The 19,271-nt window shown below is 69.6% G+C and carries 3 protein-coding genes; all 3 read right to left on the bottom strand.

Features of this window, described 5'->3' with window-relative positions; all coding sequences use genetic code 11:
• Positions 1-72 precede the first annotated feature (72 nt).
• From ACLB90_RS02070 to ACLB90_RS02080, 3 genes are read right to left on the bottom strand one after another with little or no spacing between them, the layout of a single operon-like run.
• On the bottom strand, positions 73-3,129 hold the full coding sequence (locus ACLB90_RS02070; protein ID WP_411851400.1) for a type I polyketide synthase: 3,057 nt from the start codon (positions 3,127-3,129) through the stop codon (positions 73-75).
• Complete coding sequence (locus ACLB90_RS02075) at positions 3,122-7,645, bottom strand: MupA/Atu3671 family FMN-dependent luciferase-like monooxygenase (protein WP_411851401.1); 4,524 nt, start codon at positions 7,643-7,645, stop codon at positions 3,122-3,124. The genes ACLB90_RS02070 and ACLB90_RS02075 overlap by 8 nt, the downstream gene beginning before the upstream one ends.
• Entirely contained in the window at positions 7,645-19,200 is an 11,556-nt protein-coding gene (locus ACLB90_RS02080) for an amino acid adenylation domain-containing protein (RefSeq protein WP_411851402.1), read from the bottom strand. Before ACLB90_RS02080 ends, ACLB90_RS02075 begins: the two co-directional genes overlap by 1 nt.
• Positions 19,201-19,271 lie beyond the last annotated feature (71 nt).

Raw genomic sequence — 19,271 nt, forward strand, 5'->3', positions numbered from 1 at the left:
CGTAGTGCCTCCAAGTCCATTGCGTTGGCAGGGGCGCTCCTGGCCCCTGCCCCTGTGCCCGGCCGCGCAGTTTCAGCCTGCGAGCGGCTCGGGCGCTCCTTCGATCTCAGCCAGCAGCCGGGCCAGCAACGCGTCATCGGCTTCGTCCACCTGCGCCAGCAGCAGCCGGTTGGCCAATCCGGCCACCGTCGGCGCGCCGAACAGGTCGGCAATGGTCAGGCGCACGCCGCTACGTTCTTCCAGTGCGACCAGAATCCGCGCCGCCAGCAGCGAATGGCCGCCGAGTTCGAAGAAGTCCTGATCGACGTAGATCCGGGCGATGCCGAACTGGGCCTGCCAGACGTCCGCGACGGTCCGCTCCATGTCATCACGTGGCAGCACCCCGCTGGGCACCGCAGCGGTTGCCGCCAGGGCGCACGGCACCGCTTCGGGGGGCATGACCTGTCCCGGCGCCGCGATCCAGTGCCGACGGCGCTCGAAGGCCACCCCGGGAAGCCCGACGCGCTGGCCCCTGCGCGCCTGGTTGAAGGCGCGCCAGTCGATCTCGACACCGGCCATCCAGGCCTGGGCAAGGCCTGCCATCAGCGCTGTGTGGTCGCTGCTGGCATCGCGCGGATGGCGCAGGCAGCTGCACACCACGTGCGCATCGATACCATGCTGCTGCCGTGCCAGCGTGGTCAGCGTGACGCCGGGGCCCACTTCGATCAGCACCGCAGCGCCGCCGTCCAGCACGGTGTCCATGCCATCGGCAAAGCGCACCGGCTCGCGCAGATGCCGGACCCAGTAGTCCGCCGAGGTCGCCTCCGCCCGTGCGAGGAGGCGTCCGGTTACGTTGGACACCAGTGGAATCTGCGGGGCGAGCAGGCTTACCCCACGCATCACATCGCCGAACGCGGACAATGCCGGATCCATCATCGGCGAGTGGAACGCGTGCGAGGCCGGCAGCAGATGGCACTCCGTACGGGGCGCCAGCCGGTCGCGCAGCCGCTCCAGCGCGTCTACCGGTCCGGCCGCCACGCACAGCGTCGGCGCGTTCACCACGGCCACCACGCAGCCCGCGACGTCCTCGCCTCCCTCGGCCAACACCTGCTGCAGCGCCGCTTCGGAAAGCGGGACCACCAGCATGCCGCCGGGGGCAAGTGCATCGAGCAGTGCGCCACGGCGCGCCACGACCTTGATTGCGTCTTCCAGGCTGAGCACACCGGACACGCAGGCGGCAACGTACTCGCCCAGGCTGTGGCCGATCAGCAGGTCGGGCTGGATGCCCCAGGCACGCAGCTGTTGGGCAAGCGCGAACTCCACGCAGAACAGGGCCGACTGGGTGTAACGGGTCTGCTTCAGCCTGGGGTCGTCGTCGGCGAAGAGGAGTGTGCGCACGTCGCACCCGAGCTCCGGCAGCAGCAGTTCCGCGCACTGGTCCAGTGTCTGGCGGAACACGACCTCGTGTTCGTACAGCCCGCGGCACATGCCCGCGTGCTGCGCCCCCTGCCCAGGGAACATGAACACCACGCGGCGCTTCCTCGCATGGGCTTCGCGGCCGGCACGGGCCATCTCCCGCCGCAACGCCTCCGCTGCTGACGCGCCATCGGCGCCGGCCACGGCGCAACGGAACCGGTGGTGGCTGCGACCGGCCTGCAAGGTGAATGCAGCATCGGCGATGGCCACGTCGTTGCCGCCGAGCGCCGTCGCCAGCGCATCAACGGTATCGGCCAGTGCCGCCGCGCTCTTCGCGCTCGCTACCAGCAGCTGCGATCGCGGCGTAGCCGTGCCGACGGCCCGGTGCGCCCCTTCAGGCACGGGCGACGGTGCCGGCAGCGGCGCCTGTTCAAGAATCACGTGTGCGTTGGTGCCGCCGATGCCGAACGAGCTGACGGCGGCACGGCGGGCATCGAACGATGCCGGCCAAGGAGTGGCCTGTGTGGGGATGTAGAACGGTGACGAAGGAAAGTCGATGGCCGGGTTGGGTGCCTCGAAATTGGTTGCAGGCGGCAGCACGCCCTGCTCCACCGCTTTGGCGGCCTTGATCAACCCGGCGACCCCCGCGGCGATGTCGAGATGGCCGATGTTGGCCTTCAGCGCGCCCAGCGCGCAGTACTGCGTACGCGCCGTGGTGGCACGGTAGGCCTCGGACAGTGCCGCGATCTCCACCGGATCGCCAAGCTGGGTACCGGTGCCGTGGGCTTCCACGTAGCCGATGCCGTCGGCCGGGACGCCCGAAACGCCCAGCGCCTGGGCGATGACCGCCGCCTGGCCGTCCACGCTCGCCGCGGTGAAGCCAACCTTCTGCGCACCGTCGTTGTTGACCGCCGATCCCTTGATCACGGCGTAGACGCGGTCGCCATCGGCAATGGCATCGTCCAGCCGCTTCAACAGCACGATGCCGGCGCCGGCGCCCTTGACGGTACCCTGCGAGCGGTGGTCGAAGGGGCGGCACAGGCCGTCGGCCGCAACGATGCCGCCTTCATGGAACTGGTAGCCCTCGTCCACCGGCACATTCAGGCTCACACCACCCGCCAGCGCCATGTCGCACTCGAACGAGAGCAGGCTCTGACACGCCTGGTGGACCGCCACGAGCGAGGTCGAGCAGGCGGTATCCACGTTGACGCTCGGCCCCTGCAACCCGAGCTTGAAGGATACTTTGGTGGCAGCGAAGCTCTTCTCGTTGCCGATGGAGAACTGCAGGGTACCGATGGCATCGATCAGCCCGGGTTCCGGCAGCAGGTTGCGGATCATGTAGGCCGGCGTACCCACGCCGGCGTACACACCGATCAGGCCGTCGAACTGTGCGGGGGCATGCCCACCATCGTCCAGCGCCTGCTGGCAGCACTCAAGCAGCAGCCGGTGCTGCGGATCCATCGTCTCTGCCTCGCGCGGCGTAAAGCCGAAGAAGCCGGCATCGAAGCGGTCGATGTCGTGCGGGCCGTACGCGACCCGCACGTAGTCCGGATCGGCGAAGCGGGCCGGGTCCACGCCTGCGTCGCGCAGCTGCTGCTCGCTCAGCGGACGCGCTGCCACCTGCCCTGCCAGCACGTTCCGCCAGAGCGCCGCGACATCGTCCGCGCCCGGAAACCGCCCTGCCATGCCGATGATCGCGATGCCTTCCATCGTGCTGTCCAACCTGTCATCCATTGCGGAGTCGCTCCTTCAACTGCTGTCGTTGCCGCTGGGCGGCCTGCCCGCGCTCGCGGCTGCGCGTGGCGATCAGGGCCGCACGCACGCTGCCGTCCTCATCCTGTTCGGCGTCGAGCAGGTCGCCGAGCCCGGCGATGGTCGGGTTGCGGAAAAGGTCCACCACGTTGAGTTCGCGGCGCCCCATCCCGCGCAGGCGCGCATGCATCTGTGCAAGCAGGAAGGAGTGGCCGCCCAGCTCGAAGAAGTTGGCATGCCGCCCGATGCTCTCCACGCCGAGCAGCGACGACCATATCTGCGCCACCGCGCGCTCGGTGTCGGTCGCGGGTGGCTCGTCCTCACGCGTGGGAAGCTGCGTGGCATCAGGCACCGGCAGCGCTGCCCGGTTCACCTTTCCATTCGGCGTCAGCGGCATGTGCGGCAGCACCAGCAGCAGGTCCGGCTGCATGTAGTCCGGCAGCATCCGCTGCAGGCGCGCCCGCAGCATGTCCTGCACCGCGCTGCCCTGCGCCATGCCGGTGGCCACCACGTAGGCGACCAGACGGGGGGGCGCGCCGGTGTCGTGGCGAACCACGGCAACCGCCTGCGTCACCGCGGGGTCTCCTTCCAGCGCCGCTTCGATCTCGCCAAGCTCGATCCGGAACCCGCGCCATTTGGTCTGCTGGTCCAGACGCCCCAGGAAGTCGATCGCGCCATCGCGGCGACCGCGCGCGCCATCGCCGGTCCGGTACATGCGGGCACCCGGCACGCGCGACAGCGGGTCGGGAAGAAAGCGCTCCGCGGTCAGCGCGGGGCGTTGCCAGTAGCCACGGGTGACCCCGATGCCACCAATGTACAGTTCGCCTGCCACCCCGGACGGAACCTGTTCCAGGTCCAGGTCCAGCACGCGGATCTGCTCGCCGCCGAGTGCGCCGCCCAGGGTGGGGGCTGCCTCGGTGACCTGGGTTGCCCCGGACCACACCGTTGTCTCGGTCGGCCCGTACATGTTCCACGCGCTCCTTGCCGTGGCCGCCAACTGTTGCGCCAACGGTGCGGGCAATGCTTCGCCGCCGACCAGCACCGCGTCCAGCCCGGCCACCGCCTGTCGTCCCGGCTCGGAGTCCAGCAGCAGGCGCATGAACGACGGCGTGCATTGCAGGTGGGTCACCGCGTGCCGGGTGATCGCCTCTTCAGCAGGATGGTAGGTACGGCGTGTCAGCATCTGTTGACGCGCGTGTTCGGCGTCGGCCAGTTGACGCAGCCGTTTCAGGTGGGCGAAGCCGTCCACCACCTGATCCTCTTCGATGCCGAAATCGACCAGGCAGGCGGCCTCGTCGACGCCGATCCCCTGCAGCTGCCCGATCATCGGCAGGCATTCCTCGGGCGTGCCGAACAGCGCGCTGGACCGCGCGTACCGCTGAAAACCGGCTTCGACCAGCACTTCCTGGTCCACGTCCGGATCCAGGCCATTGGCTTCGGCCACCGGCCGCAGCAGGTTCACCGAACTGCGCAGGTAGTCTTTGAAGGGGGCCTCGACGCGTGCGCTGACCTCCGCGCTGTCCTCACCCACGTAGGTGTGCAGCATCAGCGTCACCCGGCCCGCTTCGGGGTCATGCCCATGCTCGGCGCGGGTACGCCGGTACAGCGCGATCTTGCCGGCAAGCTCCTCCAGGCTCTGCCCGAGCAGGTGCGTGAGCACGTTCGCGCCGATCCGTCCGGCGTATTCGAACGTCTCCGGACTGCCGGCCGCCGTGATCCACACAGGCAGTTCGGGCTGGACCGGCTCGGGACGGGTACGGATCTCCACCTCGCTGCCGTTGCCGGCACGGAACGGCCGCGACTCCCCGCGCCACAGGGCGCGCACCGTTTCCACCCCGTCGCGCAGGACCTGATGGCGCTCGGCATAGTTGTCCGGGTTGAACACGAAATCGTTGAAGTGCCAGCCCGATGCAAACGCGATACCGGCACGGCCCTTGGACAGATGGTCGATCATCGACCACTCCTCGGCCACCCGCACGGGATGGTGCAGCGGGAGCACGACGCTGCCGGCGCGGATGCACACATTGCGCGTCACTGCGGCGAGCGCGGCAGCGGCGACGGCCGGACTCGGGTACTGGCCCCCAAAGGCATGGAAGTGGCGCTCCGGCACCCATACCGCCTCGAATCCGCTTTCATCGGCGAAGCGCGCACCGTCCATCAGCAGTCGATAGCGGTCCGCGCCCGGCGCGCTGCGTTCGGCAGCGAAGTAGAACAGGCTGAACCCGAGCGGCGCGGCTGGCCGGCGCTGTGCGCCGCCCGCGGACGCCAGTGCCGCGGCAGCGGTGGCAGCCGGCTGTTCCTGCTGCAGCACGACCTGATGCCCGCGCGACAGCGTCCACAGCAGCTCCAGTACCGAGATGTCGAACGAGACGCTGGTGACTGCCAGCCACACCTGGCGCCCGGTGCGCCCGGGCTGCAGCCGCTGGTCCAGGCTGTGCAGGAAGCCGCAGAGGTTGGCGTGGGACACCATCACGCCCTTGGGACGCCCCGTTGAGCCGGATGTGTAGATCATGTACGCAAGTGCGTCCGGTGGTGGCGGCGCTACGGCATCCACCGCCGGATGCAGGGGCGGATCGCCTGCATCGAGCATCTCCACCGGCACTCCGGCGCCCGCCACCTCGGCGATCGCACGCAGCGGCGGGGCGCTGATCAACAGGCTCAGGCCAGCGTCCTCGATCATCAATGCCTGCCGCGCCACCGGGTAGTCCGGGTCGATCGGAACATAGGCCGCTCCGGCGTCCAGCACTGCCAGCAAGGCAACGACCATCGCCGGGCTGCGTTCGAGCAGTACGCCGACGCGTTGCTCGGGACCGACCCCCCGTGACCGCAGCCGGGCCGACAGCGCCGCCACCTGCGCCTGCAGCGTGCGGAAATCCAGCGACAGGTCACCGCAGCGAAGTGCAACGGCATCGGGATCGCGTTGCGCCACGTCACGGAAGCGGCACGCCACCGAGCGCATGTCGGCGGCGGTACCGGCGGCGGTGGTCTCCACCGCCTCGGCCGGGAGGCGGAACTGCGGCAGCCGCCGCGTGGGACCCGCGCCTACCTGCTCCAGAAGCGCGGTGAACTGGCTGGCCAGGGCATCGACCGTGTCGGCATCGAACAGATCCGTGTTGTACTCCAGGCCCATCTCCGCACCGCCCGGGCCGTGCTCGATGGTCAGGGTGAGATCGTACTTGGCGACATGGGTATCGGCCGCGATCTGCTCCACCGTGCAACCGGACAGCAGCAGGCCGTCGGTACCCCGCTCGATCATCGAGAACATCAGCTGGAACAGCGGCGTGTGGCTGAGGCTGCGCGGCGGCTGCAGGTACTCGACCACCTGCTCGAACGGAATGTCCTGATTCTCCTGCGCGGCCAGTACCGTCTCCCGGACGTTGTCCAGCAGGTCCTGGAAGCGCTCGCCAGGCTGCAGACGGGTGCGCATCACCAGGGTGTTGCTGAAGAAGCCCACCAGATCGGTCACTTCGGCCCGCACGCGGTTGGCCACCGGCGTGCCGACCACCAGATCGGTGCTTCCGGTATGCCGCCACATCAACAGGTTGAACACCGCCAGGCCGGCCACGAACGAGGTGACGCCGTGATCGCGCGCCAACGTCTGCAGCGCCTGCAGCGCCGCGTCCGGCAGCGCCCGGCGCAGCACCGCGCCGTGGTAGCGCTGCATGGCGGGCCGCGGGCGGTCGCCGGGCAAGGTGGACAGCACCGGGGCGCCCGCCAGTTGCTGGCGCCAGTACGCCTGCTGCGCCTGGATCCGCTGGCCGCTGGACTGCAGCCAGCTGCGCTGCCAGGCCGCGTGATCGGCATACTGCACCGGCAGCGCCGGCAGCGTCACGCCCGCGTACAGGGCGCCGAGATCGCGCTTGAGGACATCCAGCGACCAGCCATCGGCCGCGATGTGATGCAGCACGATCAACAGAACGTGGTCGCCGTCATCCAGTCGCACCAGCGTCACGCGCAACGGCGCTGCCTCGGCGAGATCGAAACCACGGCCGGCCTCCAGCACCAGCAGGGCGTCCAGGTCCGGCCCCTGCGCGGCGACCTGGCGCTGCTCGATCCGGACGGGCATGTCGACCCAGGACGCTCCGGCAACGTCGGCACCGTCGGCGTAACGGGTCTGCAGGACCTCATGCCGCCGCACCAGCGCATCGACCGCCCGCTGCAGCCGATCGGCATCCAGCGGCCCGCGCACGCGGAACGCCACCGGTATGTTGTACGCCGCCTCGTTGCCGCCCAGCGTACGCATGAACAGCAGGCGTTCCTGCGCGTGCGACAGCGGCAAGACGTCGCCACGCTGCACCTGCACCAGCGGGCCGCCGGCGTCGGTGCCGGACTGGAGGGCGTCCAACGCGCGGATGATCGCCGTTTTGGCAGCCACCACACGCCCCTTGAGTTCAGCATCGAAGCGGCCCTGGGGCGCCCGATAGCGAAGCTCCCCGTTCTCCGTCCAGACCTGTACACCGCGTTCCCGCAGCTCCAGCAGCAGCGCATCAATGGACATTAGAGGCTCCCTTCGTCGACAAGCTCATCGCTGCTCACTCCCTGTGATCTGTCTGCGTTGGCGAGCCACTGCTGCGCCGATAGGTGACGGGCCAGACCGCGCACGTCGGGGTGTTCGAACACCGCCCGCATCGATACCGGCACGCCGAACATGGCCTCTACGCGCGGCAGCATCTTCAGCATCAGCAGCGAATGTCCGCCTGCCAGGAAGAAGTTGCTGTCCACGCCGGCGACTTCGCCTGGCAACATCTCCCGCCACAGCGCGAGCAGGTCGCGCTCGGCGTCGGTGCTGGCCGGTACGGCCGGAGTTGGGTGCCCGGCAGGTGTGGCGGCCGCGTCATCGAGTGCGAGCGCTCTGCGGTCCAGCTTGCCGTTGGCGGTTCTGGCCAAGGCCGGCTGCACGACGTAGCGCGTGGGCAGCATGTGCGCCGGCAGCGCGCGGGACAGTGCGTCATGGAGCCCGGCAGCCTGCAGCACATGCCCCTCGGCCGGCGACACAAAGGCCACCAGGGCGTCATCCCCTGCGCTCGGCAACACCAGTACCGCGCACTCCCCCACCCCTTCCAGGCGGCCAAGGTGGTGCTCGACGTCGCCCAGTTCGATGCGGAACCCGCGCAGCTTGACCTGCTGGTCGGCACGCCCGATGAACTCCAGTGCGCCGTCCTCCGCGCACCGCACCAGATCGCCGGTGCGGTACATCACCGCACCCGGTTCGGTGGCGAAAGGATCGGGCAGGAAGCGCTCGGCCGTGGCGCAGGGACGACCGAGATACCCCAGCGCCACGCCGTCGCCCGACAGGTACAACTCGCCTGGCACGCCCAGCGGCACCGGTTCGCCTGCGGAATCGAGCACATAGGCGCGCGTGTTGGCAATCGGAACGCCGATCGCCGGTTTGAGCCCCACCCTGCGCGGCATCAACGCCCACGTTGAGTAGGTGGTGTCCTCGGAAGGGCCATACAGGTTGTACACGCGCAGCGCGGGCGACTGGTCGTGCAGCCGTTCCACCAGCCGGGCCGGCAGGGCCTCGCCGGCAAGATTGACCACGCGGACGCTCGCCGGCAGGGCCCTCTCGCGGGTCAGCGCATCAATGGCCGAGGGCACCGTATTCACCAGCGTCAGCGCCTGACGCGCGGCGGCGTCATGCAGTGCCAGCGCATTGTCGCCCAGCACCACGGTGCCGCCCGCCACCAGCGGCAGGAACAGCTCGTACACGGACAGGTCGAAGCACACCGACGTACAGGCGAACACGCCCTGCAGATCCGCATCGTCCACCGCGGTGCGGGCCCAGTCGAGCATGACGTTGGCGTTGACGTGCCGGATCGCCACACCCTTCGGTCGGCCGGTCGAGCCGGACGTATAGATCACGTAGGCCACCGCCTCCACCGGGACCGCCGGGAGCGCCGCGTTGGCCGGGACCGTTCCGGCCAGCGCCTCCTCCAGCGTGGTGACGCGTACATCGCCGACGTACCCGAGCACGCTGTCGCGGACGCCCGCGTCCACCACCAGCAACGCCGGGACGGCATCGTCCAGGATGTCCAGCAACCGCTGGCGCGGATACGCCGGATCCAGCGGTACGTAGGCCGCGCCCACTGACTGGATCGCCAGCAGGGTCACCACCAGGCTGGCGGTGCGGGGCAGGCAGACCGCGACGCGATCACCCGGCAGGACGCCCAGGCATTGCAGCGCGTGCGCGGTGGTCACCACCTCGGCGGCCAGCCCGGCATAGGACAGGCGGCGCGCCCCATCGTCGATGGCAACGGCCACCGGTGTGCGCAGCGCCTGATCCAGGACGCGTGCGTGCAGCGGGCGCGCACACCGGTCGACCCGGGTCCCTTCCAGCAGCGATGGCTGTGGCCAGCGGGGTGCAAGCGCATCCAGGCGCCGCTCCGGATCGTCCAGCAGCGCGTCCACGATCGCGACATAGGCATCCGCGAGCTGCGCAGCCGCTGACGCGGTGAACAGGTCGCAGGCGAACTCCAGGCTGCCCTGCAACGCGCCGCCCGACGCGCGCATCGACAGCGTCAGGTCGAACTTGGCAGCGCGGTCCCCAGCAGGCGCCGCGGTGACACGCACGCCATCCAGCACGAGCGTCGCTTCATCACCCTGCTCCATGACGAACATGTGCTGGAACAGCGGGCTGTGGCTGAGCGCACGATCGGGCTGCACGTGTTCGATCACCCGTTCGAACGGCAGCTCCTGGTGGGAAAGCCCATGTACCAGGCGCGCGCGCGTCTGCTGCAGCAGGTCGGCCACGGTGGCGGTGGGCTGCAGCTGGAAGCGCAGCGCCAACGTGTTGGCGAAGAAGCCGATCAGCGACTGGGATGCCAGCGACTGGCGGTTGTCCACCGGCGTGCCGATCACCAGATCCTGCTTGGCGGAGAAATGCGACAGCAGCAGGGCATACGCGCTGGACAGCACCACGAAGGGCGTCACCCCCAGCGTCCTGCAACGCTGACCGAGCCGCGCCTGGAGCGCAGTGGGCACCTCGAAGCGGTGCAGGCCGCCACGGTGCGACTGCACCGGTGGCCGAAGTGATGCCGTGGACAGCTCCAGCAGCGGCGGTGCGCCTTGCAGAGCATCGCGCCAGTACGCCAACTGCGGCTCAAGCAGCGGCGCGGTATCGTGCTGCCACGCCGCATAGTCCGCGTACTGCAACGCGGGCGCCGGCAGTGCTGCAGCGCCATCGGCGTAGAACGCGCGGAGCTCGTGGCAGAAGATCGCCAGCGAGCTGCCGTCGAAGGCGATGTGATGGATGTTCAGCAGCATCGTCGCGGCGGCATCGGCAAGCCTGACCAGCGTGCAGCGCAGCGGCGTGCCCGCGGCAAGATCGAACGCGTGGGAGGCGTTGGCGTCGACAAGCTCCGCCAACCGTGTCGCCTGCGCCGCGCTGCCAGCGCCGCGAAGATCGACGACCTCCAGCAGGCCGGTCCGCGCTGGCCGGACATGCTGCTGCAGCACGCCGTCGATGGCGATGAAGGACGTGTGCAGCACCTGGTGGCGCGCCACCAGCGCATCCAGCGCCACCGACAACCGCGGTACGTCGAGGGGCCCCTCGATGTGGAACACGCCCGGCATGGTGTACAGCGTCGGGTCACCGCCGAGGCGCTCCAGGAACCACAGCCGCTGCTGGCCGGTGGTCGCCACCACCGCGCCGGAACCGGAACGCGGGCCGAGCACCGGCAACGGCTGCTCGCGTCCCGCTGTGCGCGACCGGATGCGGGCGGCGAGGCCCGACGCGGTCGGGTGATCGAACAGGTCGCGCACGCTCAGGCGCACGGCGAACACCGCCTGCAGCCGCGCGCTCGCGCGGGCCGCCAGAAGGGAGTTCCCGCCCACGCTGAAGAAATCGTCATCACGACCGATCGATGCCGAGCCCACCAGCTGCGACCAGCACTGCAGCACCAGCCGCTCGGTCTCGTCTGCGCCGCCCACCGGGACTGCGGTGTCGGCAGCGCCGACCGCCGCGCGGGCCGTCGCCAGCGCCGTCTCATCGACCTTGCCGTTGCGGGTGAGTGGTACCGCTGCCATCGGCACCCAGATCCCCGGGACCATGAACTCCGGCAGACGGCTGCGCAGCTGGCGCACCCAGCCGGCGGCGTCCAGGCTGCCGCCGTCGGTCAGCACCACATGCGCGGCGAGCTGCCCGTCACCGGTTGCCCGCGCCACTACCTGGCCGATACCGGGCAGACCCGCGCAGGCCGCCTCCACTTCACCCAGTTCGATACGGAAGCCGCGCACCTTGACCTGCTGGTCGCGCCGGCCGAGGTAGTGCACCTGGCCATCGTGGGCGCGGCGTACCGCCAGGTCTCCGCTGCGGTACATGCGTGCGCCGGGGATCGGCGAGAACGGGTCGGGCAGGAAGCGTTCCGCTGTCAGATCGGCGCGGCCCAGATAGCCACGCGCCAGTCCGGGACCAGACACGTGCAGCTCACCCGGCACGCCCGCAGGCTGCGGGCAGCCGTTGTCATCCAGGATGTACATGGCCAGATCGGCCAGGGCTTCGCCGATCACGCTGCCGGGCGCGTCGAGATCGGCGCGCTGGATGATCCGCGATGTCACATGCACGGTGGTCTCGGTGATGCCGTACATGTTCACCAGCACCGGCCCCTGCGGATACCGCTCGAACCACGGCGCGAGTGACGGAATGTTGAGCGCTTCCCCACCAAACACGACGTAGCGCAATGCCGGCCATGCGCGTGCGGGACCGGCAAGATCGGCCTGAAGCAACTGCTGGAACGCCGACGGCGTCTGGTTCAGCACGGTCACGCCCTGCGCGCGGACGAACTGGCCGACCTCGTCGGCCGAGCGCGCGACCGCATGCGGGACCACCGCCAGGCGTCCCCCGTACAGCAGGGCGCCCCAGATCTCCCAGACCGAGAAATCGAATGCGTAGGAGTGGAACAGCGCCCATACATCGTCCCGGCCAAACGAGAAGGTCTCCGCCGTTGCCTCGAACAGACGCAGCACGTTGGCATGGGTTACCACCACGCCCTTCGGACGGCCGGTGGAACCGGACGTGTAGATGACATAGGCCGCATCCTGCGGATCGATGGTGACACCCGCCAGCGGTTCCACGTCTGCGGTCTGCAGCGCCTCGGTGGTCAGGTAGCGCAGCGGTTCATCGGCAAACAGGGCCGCGTGCGCGCCGTGGCCGAGGATGCCGGCCACGTTGGCATCCCGCGCCATGTACAGCAGCCTCTCGGGCGGGTAACGCGGATCCAGCGGAACGTAGGCGGCGCCGGCCTTGAGGATGGCGAGCACGGCCACGATCAGATCGCAGCCCCGCTCCATGCACAGCCCGACGCGGCTGCCGCGCCCGATGCCGGCCTCGCGCAGCGCGGCGGCCCATTGCCCGCTGAGCGTGTCCAGCTGCCCGTGGGTCAGTTCCTGCTCCGCACAGTTGACCGCAACGGCGTGCGGGAAGCGCTGCGCCGTCGCGCTGTAGCGCGTGGGCAGATCGCCCTGCACGCCCGGCACCGCAGACCTCACTGCCGCCGCCGGGTCAACCACCTCCGCCAGCGGCAGCGCCGCCACTGCCTGCGACGGATGGTCCAGTGCCGACGCCAGCAGACCGATGTAATGCGCGAGCATCGCCTCTGCCGACGCCGACGCGAACAGGTCGCGCCGGTACTCCAGCTCGAGGCGCATGCCCTGGCGCGTGAAGGTGATCAGCAGATTGACGTCGAACTTGGCCGTTGCCGTGTGCAGCGGGATCCAGGCGGCCTGAACGCCATCGGGCCACGCGCAGTGATCCACCACATCCGGCTGCAGCGTCACCATCGCCTGCACCAGCGGGCCGTGGCTCAGCGATCGGGACGGTGCCAGCGTATCCACCACAAGATCGAACGGCACGGCGGCATCCTGCAACGCCGTGACGCCATCGGCCGCGAACCGGCGCAGATGCGTCTGGAAGCTGGCCGCTGGTTGGATGGGACTGCGCAGCACGAGTGTGTTGACGAACAGCCCGACCGTATCCTCGTGCAGGGCATGGTCGCGGGTGTCCACCGCCGTCCCCAGAGGGACGTCCTCGTTGCCGCTGTAACGCCACATCAACAGCTGGAAGGCCGCCGCCAGGAGCATGAACGGGCTGCAGGCGGTCGCGGCGGCAAGCGACTCGACACGCTGGCGCTCCGGCATCGACAGCACGCGGGACACTACCCCGCCACGGATGCCCGCCACGGCCGGCCGTGGCCGGTCGGTGGGCAGCTCCAGCAGCGGCGGCATGTCCTTCAGGCGCTGCTGTATGCGGTGCAGTCCGGCCTGCCAGGCATCCACCCCGCGCGCCGCCTGCTGTGCCTGGCAGTAGCCCGGATGATCGCCCGCCCGCAGCGTATCCGCCCCACCCCACGCCGCGGCGATCTGTCGCAGAAGCACGGCCAGCGAACCGCCATCCGCAGCGATGTGATGCGCCAGCACCGTCAATACGCACTGCCCGTCGCCCAGCCAGGCCACATCGGCCTGGCAGATCGGCCCGTCCGCAAGATCGAACACCGTTCCGGCCAACGCCTGCAGGTGCAGCGCGAGGGCGTCCTCACGCGCCTGCCCGGCAAACCCGGACAGATCGGTCAACGCGACCGGCGGCTGGGGGTGCGCGCCGGGGACCCGTTGCGGGCCGTCGGTACCGGCAACGTAGCAGGCATGCAGTTCCGGATGCAGCGCGAGTACGTCCGCCACGTGTCCGCGCACGGTTGCAGGCGTCTGCACGCCCACCAGGCGGATGCTCAGCGGCATCGTGTACGCCGCGCTGGGGCCCTGCAGCTGGTCCACGAACCACAGCCGCTGCTGCGCCGGCGACAACACCTCGGGAGCCGGCGGTGCACCCGTGGTATCGGGATCGCTGCCGACATGTCGCTGTTCGACCAGCCGTGCGAGATCGCCGATGACCGGGTGGAGCAGCACGTCGGCCACCTGCAGATGCACGCCCGCCGCTTCGCGCAGGCGGGAGCACAGGCGGGTCGCCAGCAGCGAGTGGCCACCGAGCGAGAAGAAGTTGTCGGCGGCCGAGGCCTCCGGTACGGCGAGCAGCTCGCGCACGGCCTCCAGCACCTGCATGCCCAACGGGGTCAGCGGCCAGTCCTCATCCGGCGCCACCGGCGCCTGGCTCGCCGACGTCGGCAGCGCAGCCCGGTCGATTTTTCCACTGCTGTTCAACGGCCACGCGTCCAGCAGCGTGAACCGTTCCGGGACCGCGTAGGACGGCAATCGGGCCCGCAGGTGGTCGGTCAACCGTTGCAGACGCGCCTGATCGTCGTACGCCCCCGCACGTACCGCGTGGCAGAGCAGATAGGGTTCACCATTGGCATGCCGCGCCAGGACCGTCAGCGCCCCGGCAACGCTGTCGCAGGTGCCGGCGAGCGCATCGATCTCACCCAGTTCCAGGCGCTGGCCGCGGAGCTTGACCTGGAAGTCGAGGCGACCGAGGTACTCGATCGCGCCGTCCTCGCGCTGGCGGGCCAGGTCGCCGGTGCGATACAGCCGCTCGCCCGCCACACGCGGCACCGGCGATGGCACGAAGCGCGCGGCAGTGAGTGCGGGTGCCGCGGCATAGCCACGTGCCAGTCCCTCTCCCCCGAGGTACAGCTCGCCGGCCACGCCTCGTGGTACCGGCTGCAGGTCGTCGTCAAGCACCACCATCTGCACGTTGTCGATCGGGTGCCCGATCGGTACCCGGGTCCGCGTGTCCTGGTCGTCGCAGTCCCAGCAGCTCACGTCGATGGCCGCTTCGGTCGGACCGTACAGGTTGGCCACCCGGGCAGTCGGGAAGCGCTGCTGGCAGCGGGCAAGCACATCGATACCCAGTTCTTCGCCGCTGCAGACGATCTGCCGCAAGGACGGCAACACGCCCAGTCCCTGGGCATCGACGAAGGCAGCCAGCATCGACGGCACGAAATGCACCACGCCGACACGCTGTTCGCGCATCAACGCGTGCAGGTAGTCCGCATCACGGTGTCCGTCGTGACGCGCGATCACCAGGCCGGCACCAACCATCAGCGGCCAGAACAGCTCCCACACCGAAACGTCGAACGTATACGGTGTTTTCAGCAGTGCGCGTTCGTCGGGTTGCAGTGCGAAATGCCGCTGCATCCACTGCAGCCGGTTGGCCAGCGCCGCGTGCGTGTTGACCACGCCTTTGGGCTGTCCGGTCGAACCGGACGTATAGATGACGTAGGCGGCCTGGGCCGGCGCGTGCACACGCGGTACGCCCCGCCGTTGCGCGCCGTCGTCACGCAGCGCGGAGACGCTGCGACTGCCGGGGAACACGGCGTCGGCAGCATCGTCGTGGATACCCGCCTTCGGTGTGGCCGTCTCCAGGATGGCCTGGATGCGTGCCGCAGGGAGATCCGGATCCAGGGGCAGGTACGCCGCACCCGCCTTCATCGTGCCCAGCAGCGCCACCAGCAGGTGGGCCGAGCGCCGCATCGATACCGCGACCACATCATCGCTGCCCACCCCCTGCGCCAGCAGGGCCGCGGCGATCGCATCGGACTGCGCGTCCAGCGCCGCGTACGTCATGGTGTCGCCTTCGCAGTGCAGCGCGATGCGGTCCGGCGACAGCGCGGCCTGCCGGCGGAACTGCGCGTCCACGGACAGGAAGGGACCCCAGTCGCGCTGCTCGCCCCAGCCCGGCTGCATCTCCGGATGGAACAGGCGGATCTGCCGCAACGGTGCGGTCGGCTGCGCCACTACCCCACGCAATACCCGGGCGAAGCTGTCGGCCAGGCTGGCGGCCACGCCGGGCTCGAACAGCGCGGTAGCGAAGTCGATGCGCCCTTCGTAGCGACCGTCGCCGCGCTCCACCAGCGACAGCGACAGATCCAGCGGACTGGTGCCCGGCGACAGGCGTACCGGATGCACCCGCCAGCCGCGCAGCGCCACTGCATCGTCCTGCTGGCCCTGGATGAGCGCCGCGAGGCCGGGGGCCTCGCTGGACGTATGCAGATTGAGCAGCACCTGCACCAGCGGCGGCACGCTTGCATCGCGCTCCAGCGCCAGCGCGTCCACCACCTGTGCGAACGGCAGCCGCGCGTGCGCGACGGCACCGCGCAACCGCGCCCAGAGCCCCGCGTGGAAGGCCATGAAATCGAGGTCGGCGCCGTCCCCGCTCATGGCCGAGTGCAGAACCACGGTGTTCACGAAGTAGCCCACCGACGTGCGGGCGGATGGCGTCGAGCGGCCGAGGGTGGGCACCCCGATCAGTACGTCGGGCTGGCGTGCATAGCGATGCAGTACCCAGGCGAAGGCGGCCGCGAAGATGCTGAACGGGGTACACGCCAACCGGACCGCCAGCGCGTCCACTGCCGCGCCGTCGGCGGCGGAAAGGTCGAAGTAGACGCTGTCGCCGGCCACGTCCTGCATGCGAGGTCGTGGGCCACGGCGGGGAAGATCGAGTACCGGCGGCCGCGGCGGCAGGGTGTCGCGCCAGTAGGCACGATCCGCGTCGCTGCCGAGCCGGAGATGGCGCGCCTCGTCCTCCACATGCTGGAAGAAACCGGCGGCCGCGGACGGCGGCAGTGCTTCATCGGCGTACAGCGCGGCCAGCTCGTCGATCAGGCGCAGCATCGAGGCCAGGTCGACACAGATGTGGTGCGCGACCAGCATCAGCACGTCGCCGTCGTCGCCGCGCAGGTGTTCGACCCGGAACGGGGTCTCGACATCCAACCGGAACGGTCGCGCGGCCAGGCGTTGCAGCAGCGCCGGAAGCTCGGCCACGGTGACGCCGTGCGCGGCGCGCATCGGCTGCAAGGCGGCAGCATCGGGCGCCTGCACGACCTGCTCGGGGCCCGTCGGGCCGTCCAGGTAGCGGCACCCCAGCACCGGGTGGCGCACCAGCAGTGCGGTCACCGCAGACCCAAGACGTTCGCGATCCAGCGGATGCGTACAGCGAATGGGCAGGGCGACGTTGTAGGCCGCGCTCTCCGGCTGCAGGCGGTACAGGTACCACAGCGCGGCCTGGTTGGCCGACAGCGGATGGCGATCCCCCGGCGCCGCGGACAACGGGGCCGGTGCAGGCGCCGGGGATGCCGGCGACGCTTCGGTGCGCGCATCAAGGGCGACGGCCACCTCCTCCAGCGAAGCACCATCGAACAGACGTTGCAGGACACCGGTGGTCCTGAACTCCGCTTCCACGCGGACGGCAAGGTCCACCAGTGCCAGGGAATCCAATCCCAGGGCCAGCAGGGGGCGGTTGCACGCAACCTCGTCCGCGGGAATCGCCAGCAGCGGCGCAACCAGTGACTGCAGGCGCTGCAGCGGTGCCTGCGCGACGGCGGCGGCAGCGCTGACGCTGCCACGCGGACGGCGGCTCGCCGCGTCGACGCGGCCTTCGATGCTGTCCTGCAGGTAGTGCTGGCGGATCCGCCCCCGCTGGATCTTCCCGCTCGACGTCTTGGGAAGATGGGCAGGTCCAATCAGGACCAGCTCATGCAGGCGCGCTTCGCACGCCAGCGCGACCGCTTCGCGGGCCAGCGCCACGGCATCGGCCACCTGCAGGCCGCGCAGTGCCGCGCGGTCCACTTCCTGCACCACGACCAGCCGCTCTTCACCGTCCTGCTCGATCGCGAACGCGGCACCGCCGCCACTGCGGAAACCCTTCCACGACCGCTGTACCGCCGCCTCGACGTCCTGCGGATAGAGGTTGCGGCCACGGACGATGATCAGTTCCTTCAGGCGTCCGTTGATGAACAACCCGCCGTCGCTCAGGAAGCCGAGGTCGCCTGTGCGCAGGTGATCGGCGTCCACGTCCGGCAACCGTGCCGCGAACGTTTCCGCGGTGGCATCCGGACGTCGCCAGTAGCCCTGCGCCACGCTCGGGCCGCGCACCCAGATTTCGCCCACCTGGCCCTCGTCGCACCGCCGGCCGGTGGCCGGATCGACGACTTCCACCTCCAGGTCGAACCAGGCCCGTCCGCACCCCACAAGCGCCGCACCACCTTCGTCCCGGCGTGCCTGCCCCTGCTCCAGTGCCTGTCGGTCGAAGTGACGCATGTCCGCACCCCGCCCGCGCCCCCTGCCGCTGACAAACAGGGTGGCTTCGGCGAGGCCATAGCCCGGGTAGTGCGCCTGGGGGTTGAAGCCGCACGGCGCGAACGCGGCGTTGAACCGCTCCAGCGTGGCCGCGCGTACGGGCTCCGCACCATTCAGGGCAAAGGTCCAGCTGGACAGGTCCAGCGTCGCCTTCTGCGCGTCGGTGACGCGCTCGGCGCACAGCGCGAACGCGAAGTCCGGCGCAAAGCTCGATGTGCCGCGATAGTCCGAAATGGCCTGCAGCCACCGCGCCGGCTGCTGCAGGAAGGCGACCGGCGTCATCAGGTAACACCGCGCGCCAAGGTAGAGCGTGTGCAACACGTTGCCGATCAGGCCCATGTCATGGAACAGCGGCAACCACGACACGAAGACGCTGTCGGCATCATGGTCGAACGCCGCCTGCATCAGCATCTGGTTGTGCAGCAGGTTGCCGTGCGACACCATCACGCCCTTCGGCGCGCCGGTGGAACCGGAGGTGTACTGCAGAAAGGCCAGATCGTCCGCGCGGACGCGCGGATCCACCCAGCCCGCGGCATGATCCAGATCCAGCGTATCGGTCAGGCAGCAGGGCACCGTCCCCAGGCGCGCCGAAGCCGCCAGCCGGTCGTGCAGCGCGCGATGCATGTCGGCAGTGGTCAACACGAATCCCGCGTCGGCGTCGTCGCTCAGCTGCTCCAGCCGCTGCCAGTGCTCATCCCTTGCCTGCGGTGTGTACACCGGTACCGCAAGGGCACCCGCGTACAGGCAGCCCATGAAGCCGGCAATGAAGTCCAGGCCGGAGCTGTAGAGCAGGATCACCCGCTCGCCGTGTCCGCCGCGCGCCTGCAGCCATGCCGCGATCGCGCGGGCGCGCTCATCCAGCTGCGCGTACGTCCAGCTCGCCTGCGGCTGGTGACCATCCTTGAGAAACACGAATGCCGTCTGCCCGCCGTTCTCGACGGCGCGATGCCGTCCCAGGTCGACAAGACTGGCGAAACGCTGCGTCGGCTCGGCCTTGGCCGGCTTGAAATCCCTTCCGTTGGCGCCCTGCATGACCGCGTACCGCCTCCTCATCGTCCTGATGCATTGAGAACCGTTTGCTGCCGATCGTGTTGTTGCCTGTT

Origin of the sequence: Stenotrophomonas sp. LGBM10 (assembly GCF_046736075.1) — a bacterium.
Classification (GTDB): domain Bacteria; phylum Pseudomonadota; class Gammaproteobacteria; order Xanthomonadales; family Xanthomonadaceae; genus Stenotrophomonas.